Source organism: Desulfobacterales bacterium, from assembly GCA_028704555.1.
Lineage (GTDB): Bacteria > Desulfobacterota > Desulfobacteria > Desulfobacterales > JAQWFD01 > JAQWFD01.
This window is the reverse complement of record JAQWFD010000043.1, coordinates 14,894-32,298: the sequence shown is the minus strand read 5'-3', so window position 1 is coordinate 32,298 and position 17,405 is coordinate 14,894. Positions and strand designations below refer to the sequence as shown.

Genomic DNA, 17,405 nt, shown 5'->3' with positions numbered 1-17,405 from the left:
AAGAGGTCGGCCAACCGGTATGATGAGAGGTTTCCTTTGAAAGGATTCCTTATACTATCGGATTGACCGGCCTCTTTTTTTTGCACTTCGTTTTATGTCAATTTAAAAAAACTGGATCATCGAGTTTTATGAAGACAGCCACGTTTCTGATTCTGTCTTTCAGTATTGCTGCCCTCTTCTTTTCATGCGGCATCAAAACCCGGACCCGGGCGATGCTGGGACAAAAATTTAATCTCCAGATAGACATTGCCGAAAAGGCAAACCGGAACAATCCAATCGCACTGGATCTGCTCATCGTGTATAACGAAAAATTATTGACGGATTTGCTGAGCATGTCTGCAAAACAGTGGAGTGAAAATCGGAATCAAATCCGTCGGGATTATATCGAAGGAACGGGTTTCGATATCTGGAGCTGGGAGTGGGTGCCCGGGCAAAAGGTTTCGGTTCAGCAATTGCCGCTTAAAGCCAAGGCCAGGGGTGCCGTCGTTTTCGCCGATTATTTTTCCCCGGGAGCTCACCGCTACCGGGTTGATCCGTTTAAAAGCATTCATATTTTTCTTCTGGAGGAAGATTTTTTTATTGAAACTTTAGGGGCGGACCGAAAATAAATTTTTCCAGGGCAGCTTGTTTCTGATCCGCCGCCTGTATCTAATTTTCTTTGCTATAGCGCTATAGAACTATATGAGGCAGAATTTTTGGAAATTATCGGAAGGAAAACCGCACTGTGACAAACGCGAATAATTTGCCGGGAGCGATTCAGTGGCACGAAGGCATGCTGCTCTCCCCCCAGCATTTTCAACAGTTGTCAATCCGTCAGGAGGAACTTCTCTATTATCATCTGATGGCGGCTGCGCCTTTTCACTGGGGAGTCCGGCGGTTGAAAATCGATCAGGTACTTCTGGCAGATGGAATTTTCAGGGTTCTGGAACTGGAAGCGGTCATGCCTGACGGCCTGATCGTATGCCATCTGCCCGAAGATGAAAATTGCCTTGAAGTCGATTTAAAACCGTATGCCGAACAAATAAAACAAAGGGCATTGCGGGTCCATCTGGCGGTACCGGCAAAAAAAATCGGGCAAACGGCTGTAAAAGGGTCACTGGCAAGGTACGATTCGATTGAAGGCAAACCGGTAACAGATGAGAATACCGGAGAATCAGAGCTTTCCATTCCCCGTCTCAAACCGAAAATCAGCCTTCTGGCAACCGAAACCCCCCATCAGAAATATACCGCCTTTCCACTGGCTCAAGTCGCCTACAGAAATGAAACGTTTTCTTTGACTCATTTCATTCCCCCGTGTCTGACAGTTTCCCGTTCATCTGCTGCCGGAGAAATTTGTTCGGCCATCGCCCGTCGATTAAGGGAAAAAGCGATTTTTTTATCCGAAAGATCCGACGCTTCCGCATTATCCGGAAAAGGCGCCATGATTCTTGAAACCAAACTGTTCATCCATTGTCTGGTTTCCGGCCTGCCCTGTTTCGAAGCCCTTTTAAATACAGACAGCGCCCATCCGTATGTGCTTTATCTGTCTTTGTGCACACTGGCGGGCAATTTGGCTGCATTGGGCTCAGGTCAGATTCCGCCGGTTCTGAAGGCTTACCAGCATCATGATATCCGCAGCAACTTTGAACAGGTCAGAGACTTTATCAATCAGATGATTTCGGAAGGAATCCTGGAATCTCATACGGCCATTGCATTCAACTTTGAAAACGGAATATTCGATCTTTCACTGAAACCAGCCTGGATGTCTTCATCCCTTGTCATCGGTTTCAAAGCCGGACCCGGCATGACGGAAAAAGATCTTGCCGGATGGGTGGAACAAAGCATGATCGGTTCGGAGACCAGAATCGAAACCATGAAGGAAATGCGCATTCTTGGAGCGGCAAGAAAAAAATTCGATTCAGACGAAAGACTGGTTCCGGCCAAAGGGGTGGTGCTGTATTCAGTGACCGCCGACCCGGATTTTATCGAACCGGACAAGACCCTGCGGATTCTGAATGCCTCAGATCCGGCAGGAAGGCAGAAACCCACGGAAATCATGTTGTATGTAAAAAACCCAACCTGATTTTTACCGATATTTAAGCCGGCGTCCTATGAATCATACACAATTATTTAATTCTTTTCTCATGCAGCAGTTTCATGAGTTTTACAATGAACTCATCTGCCAGAAACAGCATATTGAATCAAAGGATGCAAACCCATCGGATGCCGGTTTGATTCAAACCGCCGCCCCCGAAAAAGAGTTGTCCCATCAGATACATGCCCGGTTGCTGTATGTACTGAAACGACAGCTTCAGGAGGCACGCGGTCATGGCGGAGAATACAGCGCCAATTTTTACATGGAAGCGCAATATGTAATGGCCGCTTTGGCCGATGAGATTTTTCTGAGCATGAAGTGGGACGGCAGGGAAGCATGGAAATCCAATCTCATGGAATTTGAACTCTTCGGGACGAATGCCGCCGGTGAAAAATTTTTCAATCAACTCGACAGCCTGTTGAAAAACCATGATCCGACATTGATCGAGATAGCGGGAATATATCTGTTTTCGTTATCTCTGGGCTTTCGCGGAAAATACCGTGACGCTGACGATTCCGGCCGGATCGACTGCTACCGCAAGCAGCTTTACTCTTTTATTTTTCATAAAAATCCGGATCTTCAAGATGAAACCCGACGTCTTTTTCCTGATACCTATGCCTATACCCTGAGCAAGGACAGCGGGAAAAAACTGCCGTCCATGCGCAAATGGATCGGGGCGATTCTGATTCTGGTCCTGGTGTATATCGTGGTATCCAGCGCCATATGGAGCAATGTCACGGAAGATCTGATCAGGGTCGTTGAACATATTTTAAACGGAAACTCATTGGTTTTATAGCGGGACAAACATGGGAATGCTCGATCAGTTCATTATGAAATTAGCACACCATCTTCCCTATGTGATAAGCGGCGTTATCTCCCTTATTCTGGTTGTTGCAACCCTCATCGTTTTTATTTTCCGATCAGCCGAGAAAAAAGCTTCAGAAAAACAGGCAGCCCAGAGACCGGATCAGCCATCCGGTTCCGGTGAGCCGGTAAAAAAACCTGATCCACCCGCGCGGTTTTCAGCTCTGGAGCTTCGAAAATCTTTTTCAGCGGCGCTCAAACTTTTGAAATCCAGTGTTTCCGATAAAAATTTCCGCTATCACATGCCATGGATTCTGATGCTGGGTCAGTCGCAGTCCGGGAAAACCACCGCGCTTTGTCAAAGCAATCTGGAGCTGCCCCTGGGAAGTCCTTTCGGGCAAGGGCCCGAAGTGAAAAAGGCCTGCGCCTGGTGGATGTTTGAAAAGGGTCTGGTTCTGGATATCGCCGGAGATCTGGTGCTTCGAAAAGACGGCGCAACCAGTGATGAAAAAAGGTGGCGGCAGTTGTTAAGGCTGCTTCAGAAGCATCGCTCCCAGCGCCCTATAGACGGTGTCGTTGTGACGATTCCCTGCACAGACCTGATCGGCGTTGAAAACGGTAATGAGCCGGATTTAAAAAATATATCTCAAAAATTCGATGCGATCCAAAAAAAACTCTGGCATGCACAAAAAACCCTTGGAATCCGGTTCCCGGTATATGTCCTGGTAACCCGATGCGATCAGATAGAGGGTTTCAGCAGTTTTTGCCATTCTATCCCGGAAAGGCTGCGCAATAATATCTTCGGCTGGTCAAGCCCGTATGGGGTCGATGTCGGGTATACGGACGACTGGGCAAATCAGGCCTTTGAACATATCACCTGCAAGCTGCATCAGTGTCAACTGGAGCTTTTTACGGAAAAAACCGATATCCCGGACAAAGACAGCCTCTTTCGGTTTCCCGCCAGTTTTCATCGCCTGCTGGAGCCGGTTCAGCTCTGTTTGAACCGGCTGTTCAGGCAGAGCATCTATCATGAATCATTTATATTCAGAGGACTCTATTTTTGCGGGAACAGCACCATTGGAACCGATAATGACGCATCGTCTCCAAAGCCGTTTTTCCTGAAAGACCTGTTTGAAAAAAAAATATTCCAGGAACACGGACTGGCCAGTCCACAGCGTCAGGCGTATTTATCAAGAAACCGGGCCGTCCTCGTCACTCAGCTTGTGTTTCTGGTGATGTTTCTGGCCGGAAGTTTAGGGCTTTGGAGCGCCTGCAGCCGGCTGCAGGCTGACAAACAGGCGCTGCTGCCGGTGCTTCAGGAAATTGCAGAAGATGTCGACAAACTGAGGGATAAGGCAGAGGTACAGCAGGATGGACTGGAACTTTACAACATCCTTCATCACGGAAGTTCAACCATTCTTTTTGACCAGAGCGCGTTGAATCTTTTTAAAGGCATGACCCGTATCCACAGCCTGTCCTTTGCCTTTATTCCCGCTTCATGGTTCAGTGACATTCATGACAAGATCAACGATTCCATGGTGCGGGCATACGATAAGATTATTTTAAAAGCCATGTATATTCAGCTGATACATAAAGCAAAGGCTATTTTTGAACCCTTTGAAGGCCGGGAAAAGGCCCCGTCTTTGGCAGGAGGCAGCATCCTTCGCATTGAAGATACGCCAGAATTTATAAGGCTTCAGGCATTTTCCCGGCAGCTTAAAGAGCTTGAAAATTATGCGGATTTATACAACGGACTGGGCGAAACAAAAAATTTAAATCAACTGGGCCAGGTGGTCAAATATCTGTTCGATATCGATTTGCCCGAAGAATTTTACAAAAATGCCGGATATTATCACAAGGCCCTGGGCGAAACCCAGTACCGGGTGTTTGATCCGACAATTTTCAAACTGAAGGCAAAGTTTTTCACCCTGAAAAAACTGATCCAACAATTTTATGACCGATTGTTTCAATCCAATCCGGTTGTGGATCAACTGGGGGCATTGTCGGCGAAATTGCAGAAAATATCGACCGGCAGCCGCAGCGTTGCCCCGGATGAAAAATTGATTCTTGATCTTCTGGACACCATCGACCAGACTGAAAAACTGGTCGCCGCTCCTGAAGTTTCATGGATTTTCAAAGATACGTTCAGTCTCGGAGAGTCGTTTGATGAAATACAGTCTTTTATTGATCAGTCGAATTTTCTTGGGCCGGATCTTCAGAAAGAAATATGCAGGGCCGGCGAAGAAAAATTTATGGCCCTTCAAAACACCATTAAACAGATAAAAACATCCCTGACCGGTCCACTGCTCCAGGTTGAAAATGAAAAACTCACCCCGATGTTATCTGCCGGCCTGTTGTCATTAAAATCCGATCTGGGCAATCTGCTGAAACAGGATTTTATGACGGCTGAGCCGATGAAAAAAGCCCGCGGGATTATTCCGGCCGGCACCCGGCCCAGGTGGAATTCGGATTATCTCAACGATGCGGTCAAGCTGTTTGTCCCTTATGAAGATTTTATCGTTAACGGGGTACAGAGCGCTTCATCGGATTTTCAAACGATCATCGGCAGTGTGGCAAAAGACCAGCTGGAAAGCAGGGTGCAGGATCTCATCGAACGGTCGCAAAGCTATGTGCCCTTTTTCGAAACGTTTGACAACCGGATTCGTGAATCCGAACTTTTTTCCGAGATCCGCAATTTTAAAGACGCCGCCAAGCTGTTGAATTATCTTCTGGGGTATCTTGACCGGCTGGATCTTACGGATGCCTATCTGTCACTGTCCGATACGATTATCTGGCAAACGGCTTCTCTGCTTGAAAGGGTCGACAGCCTGCTTGAAGCAGACAGTTTATACAACATCAAAGGAAAGGACCTGTCCTGGTGGTCCGGCACCCGCATGCTTTCCCTGCAAGCCTTTGATGTGAGCGATAAGGAAGAGTTGATAAATTATTTGCAGCTTCAGCGCTATCGCATCAAGCAACTTGCCAATGAATATGCCGCACCGCTTATTTCCGTCTTATCCAACAGCCGGTTTATCAAGGACCATCAGTTGAAAAGGATCGTTTTCAAATGGGAAAAGATCATTTCCGAGCTTGAAAAGTATGAAAATAAAATACCGGAGAATTCAATCTCCACCCTTGAAAAATTCGTTCTTTTTGAAATCGATACGATCGATGAAAAAAATTATTTTACGAAAATAAGCGCCCAGCAGGTCAGCGAACAATCCGGTGACATCTTTCTGCAAAAAAGAAACCGGATCAGGCGGCTGCTTTATGAACAGTGCCGGAGGCTTGCAACCGCAAACATCATTGATCAATATGGTAAAATTCAAATTTTTTTCAACCGGCAGCTGGCCGGAAAATTTCCATTTACGGACGTATCAGACATTGATGCCGCCTCTGAGGCCGATCCGGAAGATATTTATGATTTTTATCATCGCTTCGACAAGGAAATCCAGACCGTCAGAAAAGAGCTGGAAAACGCCCCCCTGTTTTCGATTTCAGCCGATGAGACGGTACAATTTCTGACGCGTATGGATGCGGTTCGACAATTTTTTTCATCCAACATCGACAAAACCGAACCGTTTGAAGGCAATATCCCTGTTCTGGATTTTGATATCGATTTCCGGGTAAACCGCACCCATGAGGTTGAAGCCAACCGGATTATCGATTGGGAACTGGCGGTCGGCGGTCAGAAATTCAACAATAACGACTCCGGACACATCGGGCGCTGGCGTTATGGAGATCCGGTTGGCCTGTCGCTTCGGTGGGCAAAAAACGCAGAGGGTTATCCGGTTTTCGGAGGGGATCTGCCCGGGGTAAGCATACAGGACAAAACGGTTGTCTATAAACTGAGCAATAAATGGTCGCTGATACGGTTTGTCAGAATGCATGCCGCCGCAGCCAGCGATTTTGACAAATTCGCTGATCCCGAACCCCACACGTTGAAATTTTCCATTGACACGCGAAGTGGCAGGTCGTTGGAGGCGGACAAAAAAAAGACCACCGCATTTATCCGGTTGAAACTTCTGAGTCCGGACAAGAAAAAAAGTCCGCTGGTGTTGCCCGTTTTTCCTCAAAGGGCACCGGAATTACAGGCGCTTCCGATAAAATAAATCAGCTCCCAGCGGGCGGACTCAGGAGCGCTATCGATTCGTTTGAGACAAAAGGCAAGAAGCAGGCGGCTTTTATCTTATAGCATCTCCAGGGGAGCGAGGCTCCCGCCGGATATAAGATAATCGCTTCAATTTTCTGGAGGCAGTGATGACGACTGAAGAAGAAAAAAATATAAAATCGGATCAATTGATATCTTCCACCTCTGACAGAGCTGAATCCATACCCCCGGATTCAAATACGGATATCGACACAGAGCCGTTTGCCCTGGGATTGAACCGGCTGTTAAATCCCATATCGGATCAGAACCCTGCCGGAGAATTTCTGCGCTATGAAGGCACCTATGATAAAATCTCCGAGGCCCGGCGGGAAGATAACGAGCAGCTTCCTCAGGGCGTGTGGGCCAGGGATCTGAAAAAGGCGGAGTGGAACCAGGTATGGTCAATCTGTTCGGAGGCTCTGGAGAAACGTACCAAAGACCTGCAGATCGCCGTCTGGATGCTCGAATCCCTGATGCATCTTTATGGCTATGCAGGACTGAAAGAGGGACTCAGGTTCATTCTCAGGCTATGTGAAAAATTCTGGGATCAACTTTATCCTGAATTGGTTGAAGATGATCTGGAAAGTCGTCTCTCTCCGTTTTACTGGATGAACGAAAAACTCGCATTTAAGCTCAAGATGCTTGCAATTACCCGGCCTCAGTCAACCGCCAATGTTGATGCCTATACCTTTTCCCAATGGGAAAAAGCCAATCAACTGGAGCAGCTGGCCGCAAAAGATAAAAGCGTTCTGGAACGTGCCGAATCCGAAGGACAAGTGACCCGGCCAAAATTCCTGGGAAGCGTGATGTTTTCCACAAAATCTTTTTATGAGAAGCAGTGTTCTGATTTAAGGGCCTCTTTGGGGATTTTATCGGATCTGGGCAGTTTTCTGGACGCAAAATCCGGAAATAAATCACCGGGGTTTAATCAATTCAAAACCATTATCGAGCAAATCGAAAATTTGTCAAATACATTCCTGGAACAAAAAACCAGCGACAGTGAGCCGGACAGTTCGTCAGATTCTGAAGAAATTCAGAGCGAACATGACTCAGACAGTGATCTTGGGAAAAGGCCGTCTTTTTTGTCTATCAGAAATCGAGCCGCCGCATACAGAATGCTCTCTGAAGCAGCAGATTATCTTCTGATCCACGAACCGCACAGTCCGACACCCTACCTTGTAAAACGGGCGGTTTCATGGGGAAACATGACACTGACCGAGTTGCTTCAGGAACTGGTCAACGACGAGCGTGACCTGCAGCAGATTTTCAAACTGCTTGGGTTGGCTAACCTGAATTGAAGAACGGTAAACGGAAATTAAGATACATTTTATTTGCAAGCAATACCTCACAATGAAAGGAGAGCACCATGGCTGAAAGCACACAACACAAGCTGGATCGTATCCGGCCCCCAAGGGTACAGATTACCTATGACGTGGAGATCGGGGATGCCATTCAAATGAAGGAACTCCCGTTTGTTGCCGGCATTATGGCGGATTTGTCCGGCAATCCTGAAAAACCGCTTCCGAAACTGAAAGATCGGAAATTTGTTGAAATAGACCGTGACAACTTCAATGGCGTATTGTCCGCCATCAATCCCCGACTGGTCTGTCAGGTGGATAACAAGTTGACAAATGACGGCAGCAAAATGAACATCGAACTCAAGTTCAACCACATGGATGACTTTAATCCTGTCAACATCCTGAAACAGGTCGGTCCATTAAAAAAACTCTATGACGCCCGGCAGCGACTGTCGGATCTGCTCACCAAACTCGACGGCAACGATGACCTGGACAAGCTGATTCAGGATGTAATCAACAACACTGAAAATCTTAATGAGTTAAAAGCGCTTTCCGCTGCACCGGAAGGTAACGCCGACCCGGAACCGAGCCCTGAAACGCCGGAACCGACTGAATAAAGGTGGTAAGTAACCCATGTGCATTAACCCATCGGATGCATTAATGCCTGTTTTTTTAAGAGGAGGAAAATATGGCTGGTGAAGAAAAAGAAGGCCAGGTAGCTGAAGGCACGGTCGAAGCGCAAGAGCTGAGCCTGCTGGATACAATTATCGTCAATGGAAGAATGGCCAACGACAAGTCCCAGTTGCAGTACGCGCGAGATCTGGTCGGTGAGCTGGTGACGCAGGTACTTGATGAAAACATCACTGTCAGCGCAGATACGGTAGCCATGATCAATGACCGCATTGCTCAAATTGACCGGATTCTGACCGATCAGCTCAATGAAATCATGCATACCAAAAAGGTCCAGAAACTTGAAGCATCCTGGAAAGGGCTTCATTTTCTGGTAATGAATACTGAAACCAGTACGACCCTGAAACTTCGGTTGCTGAACCTGACCCAGAAAGAGTTGCTCAATGATCTGGAAAAGGCCGTTGAATTCGACCAGAGTCAGCTTTTCAAAAAACTCTATGAGGAGGAATACGGCACCTTTGGCGGGCATCCTTACGGCCTGCTGGTCGGGGACTATGAATTCGGGCGTCACCCCCAGGATATGGCGCTGCTGGAGAAAATTTCCAACGTTGCGGCCGCTGCCCATGCCCCCTTTATCGCTGCAGCGGATCCAAAGCTGTTTGATATGGAAAGTTTTACCCAATTGGGTGTCCCCAGAGATCTGTCCAAAGTATTTGAAAGTCTGGAAATGATTAAATGGCGATCGTTCAGAGACAGTGACGATTCGCGTTATGTCGCACTGACCCTGCCCCACATTCTGATGAGATTGCCCTATGGGGCCAATACGGTCCCGGTCGAAGGCCTTAGCTTTGAAGAAGATGTTGATGGCAGGGATCATAAAAAATATCTTTGGGGAAATCCGGCGTACGCGCTGGCTCAGAGAATCACCAATGCGTTTGCAAAGTATAAATGGTGTGCCGCCATCCGCGGGGTTGAAGGCGGAGGACTGGTCCAGGGCCTTCCGACCCACACGTTCCAGACGGATGAGGGCGACATTGCATTGAAATGTCCCACTGAAATCGCGATCACCGACCGAAGGGAAAAAGAGCTGAATGATCTGGGCTTAATTTCCCTGGTTCACTGCAAATCGACGGATTATGCCTGTTTCTTCGGGGGGCAGACCACACAGAAGCCCAAAGTCTATGACACTGCCGAAGCCAATGCCAATGCCAGAATTTCAACCGTACTGCCCTACATTCTCGCAGCATCCCGATTTGCTCATTATATCAAGGCAATCATGCGGGATAAGATCGGAAGCTTTATGACTGCCGAAAATGTGCAGGTCTTTTTGAATCGCTGGATCGGCAATTATGTTCTGGGAAAAGACGATTCCGGTCAGGAAATCAAAGCAAAATATCCACTGCGTGAAGCCAGAGTCGATGTGAGCGAGATTTCGGGGAAACCGGGGTGTTACACCGCCGTGGTATTCTTGAGACCGCATTTTCAGCTTGAAGAATTAACCACCTCGATTCGCCTGGTGGCCGAACTTCCGCCACCGGCTGCATGATGTGCAGAACAGATAAATTAACAATTTGAAATTGTTCATAATTTATACATGTAAATAGTGAGAAGACGAAAAGAGACTTTTTGCCACTTTTCTGATCTTCCCGCATCGGATAAGGAGAAACCCCATGTCTTCGAATACATATATCAAATTTGATACGGTTAAAGGAGAAAGCACCGATAAAGGCCATGCAGACTGGATCGAAATACTGTCGTGGAGCCACAGTTTCAGTCAGCCCGCTTCGCCGATTCGATCTTCGGCCGGATCGACTGTCGAAAGAGCGCAGCATTCAGATTTAAACATCTCGAAATATATTGATTCAGCCACTGACGATCTTCTGGGCGCCTGCTGGAAAGGAAAACAGTTTGAAAAAGTAACCCTCGAATGCTTTAAATCCGACGGAGACAACACACCGCTCAAATTCCTGGAAATTGATCTGGAAGATGTGATCGTCTCCAATTTCAGCATATCCGGCGGTGGCGGAAGCCTGCCGATGGAAAGCATCTCTTTGTCATACAGCAAAGTGCAATACATCTATAACGCCAAAAACAAGGACAAGGGTGAACAGGCAGACGGCGCTCAACCCATTTCACATGATTTAAAAACAAATGAAGTCGCCTGATAATGGGGCCTGAGCAATTTCTGGCCGGCACCACCTGCCAATCGGAATCGGAAATGCGACGATTCTTGTTTGCAGTCAAGAGAATTCGGGTATGAAGGAGATTAACATGGACAACCCGAAATCATCTTTCAAAGCCAGGGCCTCCCTGATGGACCGGTTGGTGGATCAGCATCCGGCATCACATCGGGAGGCGCGTCCCCTGCGCACACTGAGCCGAAAGAGACTGAAAGAATCCTTAAGCCGGGATCTGGAGTGGCTGTTAAATACACGCACTTCACTCCCGGCTGCAGTCTTTGATGAAATGGATCTGACCGTTATCGATTATGGGATACCGGATTTCGGCTCCTGTTTTACGGCCAATGAAGAGGATCATAAACGCCTGGCCGGAAGGGTCAAAAAAGCCATTACGGTTTTTGAGCCTCGGCTGAAAAACGTCCACGTGCGCCTGCAACCCGTCAGCGGCAATGAAAAAGTCCTCAAAATGGTCATTGAAGCGGATATGGTGGTGGAAAACGTCCGAAAACCGGTTTCCTTTCTGACCGTCGTTCAAAACGGCACGGTGGAGATTCATGAGAAATAACAGCGACGAACTGCTTGAATTTTATAAAAGAGAATTGGCTTATCTGCGAAGGATGGGCGCTGAATTCGGTGAAAAATATCCGAAGGTGGCCGGACGGCTTGAACTGAGCGCCGAGCCATGCCCGGATCCGCACATCGAGAGGCTCATCGAATCATTCGCATTTTTGACCGCCCGGATCCAACACCATATTGAAAGTGAGTTCCCCCAGCTTTCCACCGCGCTGCTGGGAACCCTGTATCCCCAGTTTCTCAATCCCATCCCCTCGATGACGGTCGCACGTTTTGAAGTGGACCCTGCGCAGGGAAAACTCACTTCCAGTCATGTCATTGCCAGGCACACCCCCCTTTTCTGCCAGACCGAAGAGGGCCAGGCATGCAGGTTCAGGACCTGCTATCCGGTTGAACTCTGGCCGGTTGAGCTGACCTATGCCGGATTTGAATCCACGGATCAGTTCGATTTTATCGATACGGCCGCTGATGTAGCCCTCGTTCTTCGGCTGAGAATCGAGGCGCAGGGGGTTTCTTTCAAGGAGTTGGAATTTTCGCAGCTGCGGTTGTTTCTCAACGGAAACCGCATGCTGGTCAATGCGCTCTACGAGCTGCTTTTTTGTCATGTGCTTCGGGTGGCTGTTCTGCCTGAAAAAGCAGGCCACCTCATTTATCTGCCCGAAAAAACGATTTTGCCGGTGGGCTTTGCAGCCGATGAGGATGTGCTGCCCTACCCCGCCAATGCACATACCGGATACCGCCTGCTGCATGAATATTTTACGTTCCCGGAAAAATATCATTTCTTTGATCTGGTTCATCTGGATCGAAATGATTCCGAAAATTATTTTGACATCTTTCTTTTTCTGGATCAGATGCCCCGGGAGCGCCTGAGCATCAATCGCAATACCTTTTGCCAGGGTTGTACCCCCATCATCAATTTGTTTCAAAAAACAACCGATCCGATTCGACTGGATCAGCGGCTGTCGGAATATCGTCTTTGCGCCGATCAGCGAAGGGAAAAAACAACGGAGATCCATTCCATCCGATCGGTTTCGGAAAGCTCCGATTTCAGGGATGACACCAGGCACCTTGAACCTTTTTTTTCCTTTAATCATCATACGGATAAAAAGGGATGTCAGGCGTTCTGGTATGGCCGGCGCAAATCCACCGGGAGAAAGGATCTTCCCGGAACGCACATGTATATTTCTTTTACGGATATAGATTTTAATCCCGCCCTTCCTCCGGCAACAACCGTTTACGCAGACACGCTGTGCACCAACCGTTCACTGGCCGAGCAGCTTCCAGCCGGCACCGAGTTACAGATCGAAAAAGCCGCTCCCCTGAGCCGGATTTCAACCCTGAGAAAACCCACTGCCCAGATTGATCCCCCGCTTCAGGGGGCATCCCTGTGGCGACTGATTTCTCATCTTTCCCTCAATTACCTTTCTCTCGGAAACTCCGATGAAAGCCTGAAGGCGTTGAAAGAGATTCTGAGACTCTACAGTTTTTCAGACCCTGCCGATACGTATCAGCAGATTTCCGGTATCCGGAACATGTCGTGCAGAAATGTGACCCGGCGTATCGGTCATGATGCCTGGAGAGGCTTTTGCCGTGGTATGGAAATCTGCCTGACATTTGATGAACGACTCTATGTCGGAGACAGTGCCTTTCTGATGGCCGCAATGCTGAATCGGTTTTTCCCGCTTTATGCATCGGTAAATTCATTTACACAGCTGAAAATATGCAGCATCCAACGGGAAGGAATTTGGAAAATATGGCCGCCCATGGCAGGGGATCAGATCGTTCTTTAACACAGCTGCTTTTCGACGAGACCTACCGGTTTGATTTTTATCAGGCCGTTCGTCTGATCGAGATGCTCTATCCGAAAAAAGCAGCCCTGGGAGAAGATTACGGGATTGAAAAGGAATGCGTTCGTTTCACTTCGAATGTCCGGCTTGATTTTCCGGCCAGCGCCGTGTCGGAAATCATCCCCGCCGATGCGGACAAGCCACTTGAAATGGCAGTAAATTTCATGGGACTTGCCGGTTGTCTGGGGCCCTTGCCGATTCCGTATTCGGAACTGATCCTGGAACGGGAATCGAAAAAAGACACCGCGTTTAAGGCGTTTCTGGACATATTCAACCACCGGTTGATCTCTTTGATGTACCAGGTTAGAAAGGCATACCGGATCGGTTTCGATTTCAAGCCGCCCCATCAGACTTCCTTTGCCCGGTATTTCTTTTCCCTCATGGGACTGGGTACCAGCGGCCTGCAGGACCGGATGAAGATCAAAGATCGCGCTTTATTAGGGTATACGTCAATTCTGGCCCAGCAGCCTCGTTCCATCAGCGGCCTTGAATATATCCTGGCCGATTATTTCGATGTCAAGGTCAAGGCAAGGCAGCTGTGCGGCCAATGGTACCGGATTGAAGAAGACCAGATCACCCGGATCGGCGTCACCGGCCAAAACCAGATTCTGGGTGACAGTGCGGTTGTCGGCTCAAGAGTCTGGAATCAGCAGGGAAAATTTGAACTCCATGTGGGCCCGGTTTCCATGAAACAATTTCACGAGTTTTTACCGGACGGCCAGGCATTTGAACCCCTTTGCCAGTTAACCCGATATTACGCAGGAACCGAATTTGAATTTGACATTGTATTGATACTGCAGAAAGAAGATGATCCATCCCATCTGCCGCGAATCGGGGGTGCCGAAGGCTTCAGGCTCGGATGGTCATCGTGGCTGTGTAGCGGGAAAGCACCATCGGCATTGAGTCCGGTACGACTTTCTTCCCGGCTCTTCAGTACCGGACAACAACAGGAGGCTTCACAATGAGTCTTGATCTTCAGTCCATTACCGACAAGCTCAATCCCGTCTGCAGAAACGGGCTTGAGGCCGGGGCGCAATTATGTGTATCTCAGACAAATTATAATGTAGAAATCGAGCATCTGCTCCTCAAAATTCTGGATATTCCGGATACGGACATTCAAAATCTCTTCCGCTATTATGATATCCGAACGGCTGATGTAAGCAGGGAGCTGACCGGTTCGATTGACCGTTTTAAACGGGGCAACAGCCGAACACCGGCGCTTTCACCCCAGATCATCCAGCTGCTTGAACAGGCCTGGCTGCTGTCTTCTCTTCATCTGAATTCGGTTATCATCCGGTCCGGCGCGGTTTTATTGGCCCTTCTGGATCATGATACCCTCAGGGCGGTGATGCTCGAGTCCTGCCCTTCCCTGAAACGGATTCCGGTCGCGTCTCTGAAACAGGATATTCATAATCTTATTCAAAATTCATGCGAGCAGGATTCTTCCGGAACCATTCATGAAGCCACAAAAGCATCCCGGCCGTCAGCCGCATCCAAGGCGGTTTCCACGCAAACCCCGAATCTGGATCAATATACATTCGATCTGACCGAGCGGGCTCGAAAAGGACTCATCGATCCGATACAGGGCCGCAATGCCGAGATCCGGCAGATCATCGACATATTGATGCGCCGACGGCAAAACAACCCGATCCTTACCGGTGAAGCGGGTGTGGGTAAAACGGCGGTTGTCGAAGGTTTTGCTATTCGAATCGCCAAAGGTGACGTCCCGCCGGCACTGAAAAACATTTCTCTACGGCTGCTGGACCTGGCGCTTCTGCAGGCAGGGGCCGGAATCAAGGGGGAATTTGAAAAACGCCTCAAATCGGTAATCGATGAAGTTAAAGGGGCGCCTATACCGATAATTCTATTTATCGATGAGGCCCATACCATGATCGGGGCCGGCGGACCGGCCGGAATGGGGGATGCGGCCAACCTGCTGAAACCGGTTCTGGCGCGCGGAGAGCTTCGCACCATTGCCGCAACGACCTGGTCGGAGTACAAAAAATACTTTGAAAAAGACCCGGCGCTGGCACGCCGTTTTCAGGTCGTCAAGGTCGCTGAGCCGGACGAGGAAACGGCCGTGGCCATGCTCAGAGGAATTGTATCCAGCCTTGAGGCTCATCATCAGGTTACCGTGCTGGATGAAGCCGTCCGGGATGCAGTCAGATTATCCAGCCGGTATATTTCCGGCAGGCAGCTTCCGGATAAAGCCATCAGCGTATTGGATACGGCCAGTGCCCGTGTTGCAATCGGGCAGAATGGAACGCCGCCTGAGGTTGAAGATCTGATCCGTCAGCAAGAGCAGCTGACCCTGGAAATCGGCATCATCAAAAGAGACCTGGCTACCGGAATACAGTGCCGCAGCAGTTTGACAAACCTGGAAGCCGATCTGGACAAGGTGAAAATAGAAAAACAGGCTCTTGAAAAACGCTGGAAAAATGAACTTGAAATGGTTCAGGGCGTACTCAAACTTCAAAATCAGTTGCAAGAGGACTGGACAGCAAAACCAGGCAATCAGGTGCAGGTAAAGCAGCTCAAGCAATCACTGATCAAACAAAAAAAGGAACTTGAGGTGATTCAAAACGATTCTCCCATGGTTCCTTCCTGCGTGGATTCGAGAGTGATTGCCTCGGTGATTTCAAACTGGACCGGTATTCCGTCAGGAAAAATGATGACCGACGAGATCGACACCGTGTTGAATTTGAGAAAAAGAATGGCACAACGCATTATCGGACAGCCGCAGGCGCTCGATACCGTATCCCGGCGTATCCGGACCTTCTGGGCCAATCTGGATGATCCCGACAAGCCCGTCGGTGTTTTTCTGCTGGTCGGCCCCAGCGGGATCGGCAAAACCGAAACAGCGATTACCCTGTCGGATCTTCTTTACGGTGGGGATCGAAACATGGTTACCGTCAACATGTCCGAATATCAGGAGGCCCACACGGTTTCCGGCCTCAAGGGGGCCCCGCCGGGTTATGTGGGGCACGGAAAAGGAGGCGTGCTGACCGAGGCGGTCAGACATAACCCCTACAGTGTCGTTTTGCTGGATGAGGTGGAAAAAGGGCATCCGGATGTGATGGAACTGTTTTATCAGGTGTTTGATAAAGGAACCCTGGAAGATTCCGAAGGCCTCTCGGTGGATTTCAGAAACACCGTGATTTTACTCACTTCAAATGTCGGATCGGATATAATTCTAAAAGCCTGCGATGACCCCGACCATCTTCCCGATGCAGACAAGCTGGTGGAAATGGTGCGCCCTGCCCTGCTTCGCTATTTTAAACCGGCTTTTTTGGGGCGTCTGGTCATTGTGCCGTATTATCCGCTCGATGACGGGGTGATCCAGCAGATCGTGCGTTTGAAGATGAACAAGGTCAAACAGCGGTTTGCAGAAAATCACCGCATCAACCTGACATATAGTACGGATCTGATTGCCGCAATTGCATCCAGATGCACTGAAGTGGATACCGGTGCCCGCAATGTGGATTATCTGCTGACTCAGGTTCTGCTTCCGGAACTTTCCACGGAAATGCTCAAACGAATGGCACAGGGACAGATGTGTACAGGAATATATGCCTATCTGGACCGATCCGGAAATTTTAACTACCGGTTTGAACCGCCTTTGACCCAGAAAGAGCCATTGGTATCTGATCGTCCGCCGGAACCCGCTTCTGACCGGATCATACCCGATGCGCCGGACGATCCATTTCAGCCGCAGTTTATGAAATCCAGTTCATTAATTAAAAAAGGTATACAAAAATCTGATCACATCCGCCCGAATAAAAGAAATAGACCAACAAAATCAGTCAGTTGGTTAAATATTTTTAAACGGTAAAGCAAAAAAACCGTGTT

The 17,405-nt window shown here is 48.6% G+C and carries 12 protein-coding genes; all 12 read left to right on the top strand.

Annotation, left to right across the window (positions count from 1 at the left end; translation table 11 throughout):
* Positions 1 to 128 precede the first annotated feature (128 nt).
* Positions 129 to 608, top strand: coding sequence for a hypothetical protein (locus PHQ97_13710; GenBank protein MDD4393793.1), 480 nt, complete (start codon positions 129 to 131; stop codon positions 606 to 608).
* Between the two features lie 116 nt (positions 609 to 724).
* Positions 725 to 2,062, top strand: a complete 1,338-nt coding sequence (tssK, locus tag PHQ97_13705) for a type VI secretion system baseplate subunit TssK (GenBank protein MDD4393792.1) — start codon at positions 725 to 727, stop codon at positions 2,060 to 2,062.
* Between the two features lie 28 nt (positions 2,063 to 2,090).
* Entirely contained in the window at positions 2,091 to 2,870 is a 780-nt protein-coding gene (locus PHQ97_13700; protein ID MDD4393791.1) for a DotU family type IV/VI secretion system protein, read from the top strand.
* 34 nt (positions 2,871 to 2,904) lie between these two features.
* Entirely contained in the window at positions 2,905 to 6,990 is a 4,086-nt protein-coding gene (locus PHQ97_13695) for a type VI secretion protein IcmF/TssM N-terminal domain-containing protein (protein ID MDD4393790.1), read from the top strand.
* A gap of 148 nt (positions 6,991 to 7,138) precedes the next feature.
* The gene (gene tssA, locus PHQ97_13690) at positions 7,139 to 8,326 is read left to right on the top strand and encodes a type VI secretion system protein TssA (protein MDD4393789.1); all 1,188 of its coding nucleotides are present in this window, start codon (positions 7,139 to 7,141) and stop codon (positions 8,324 to 8,326) included.
* A 68-nt stretch (positions 8,327 to 8,394) separates the two neighbouring features.
* Positions 8,395 to 8,943 carry a type VI secretion system contractile sheath small subunit gene (gene tssB / locus PHQ97_13685; protein ID MDD4393788.1) on the top strand — a complete coding sequence of 183 codons (549 nt, stop codon included), beginning with the start codon at positions 8,395 to 8,397 and terminating at the stop codon, positions 8,941 to 8,943.
* Positions 8,944 to 9,014: 71 nt separating this feature from the next.
* The gene (gene tssC, locus PHQ97_13680; GenBank protein MDD4393787.1) at positions 9,015 to 10,502 is read left to right on the top strand and encodes a type VI secretion system contractile sheath large subunit; all 1,488 of its coding nucleotides are present in this window, start codon (positions 9,015 to 9,017) and stop codon (positions 10,500 to 10,502) included.
* Between the two features lie 124 nt (positions 10,503 to 10,626).
* The gene (locus PHQ97_13675; GenBank protein MDD4393786.1) at positions 10,627 to 11,121 is read left to right on the top strand and encodes a type VI secretion system tube protein Hcp; all 495 of its coding nucleotides are present in this window, start codon (positions 10,627 to 10,629) and stop codon (positions 11,119 to 11,121) included.
* 91 nt (positions 11,122 to 11,212) lie between these two features.
* Positions 11,213 to 11,701 (top strand): type VI secretion system baseplate subunit TssE, encoded by a 489-nt coding sequence (gene tssE, locus PHQ97_13670; protein ID MDD4393785.1) that lies wholly within the window; start codon positions 11,213 to 11,215, stop codon positions 11,699 to 11,701.
* A complete protein-coding gene (gene tssF, locus PHQ97_13665; protein MDD4393784.1) occupies positions 11,691 to 13,499 on the top strand; it encodes a type VI secretion system baseplate subunit TssF in 1,809 nt (602 codons plus the stop codon). The genes tssE and tssF overlap by 11 nt, the downstream gene beginning before the upstream one ends.
* Entirely contained in the window at positions 13,463 to 14,521 is a 1,059-nt protein-coding gene (tssG, locus tag PHQ97_13660; protein ID MDD4393783.1) for a type VI secretion system baseplate subunit TssG, read from the top strand. The genes tssF and tssG overlap by 37 nt, the downstream gene beginning before the upstream one ends.
* The gene (gene tssH, locus PHQ97_13655) at positions 14,518 to 17,388 is read left to right on the top strand and encodes a type VI secretion system ATPase TssH (GenBank protein ID MDD4393782.1); all 2,871 of its coding nucleotides are present in this window, start codon (positions 14,518 to 14,520) and stop codon (positions 17,386 to 17,388) included. Before tssG ends, tssH begins: the two co-directional genes overlap by 4 nt.
* The last annotated feature ends 17 nt before the right edge of the window (positions 17,389 to 17,405 follow it).

Excerpts from the sequence above, each read along its gene's own strand:
- PHQ97_13695 (MDD4393790.1), top strand. The coding sequence starts at position 2,905 with ATGAAATTAGCACACCATCTTCCCTATGTGATAAGCGGCGTTATCTCC.
- tssB (MDD4393788.1), top strand. The coding sequence starts at position 8,395 with ATGGCTGAAAGCACACAACACAAGCTGGATCGTATCCGGCCCCCAAGG.
- tssC (MDD4393787.1), top strand. The coding sequence starts at position 9,015 with ATGGCTGGTGAAGAAAAAGAAGGCCAGGTAGCTGAAGGCACGGTCGAA.
- PHQ97_13675 (MDD4393786.1), top strand. The coding sequence starts at position 10,627 with ATGTCTTCGAATACATATATCAAATTTGATACGGTTAAAGGAGAAAGC.
- PHQ97_13710 (MDD4393793.1), top strand. The coding sequence starts at position 129 with ATGAAGACAGCCACGTTTCTGATTCTGTCTTTCAGTATTGCTGCCCTC.
- tssA (MDD4393789.1), top strand. The coding sequence starts at position 7,139 with ATGACGACTGAAGAAGAAAAAAATATAAAATCGGATCAATTGATATCT.
- tssH (MDD4393782.1), top strand. The coding sequence starts at position 14,518 with ATGAGTCTTGATCTTCAGTCCATTACCGACAAGCTCAATCCCGTCTGC.
- PHQ97_13700 (MDD4393791.1), top strand. The coding sequence starts at position 2,091 with ATGAATCATACACAATTATTTAATTCTTTTCTCATGCAGCAGTTTCAT.
- tssF (MDD4393784.1), top strand. The coding sequence starts at position 11,691 with ATGAGAAATAACAGCGACGAACTGCTTGAATTTTATAAAAGAGAATTG.
- tssG (MDD4393783.1), top strand. The coding sequence starts at position 13,463 with ATGGCCGCCCATGGCAGGGGATCAGATCGTTCTTTAACACAGCTGCTT.
- tssE (MDD4393785.1), top strand. The coding sequence starts at position 11,213 with ATGAAGGAGATTAACATGGACAACCCGAAATCATCTTTCAAAGCCAGG.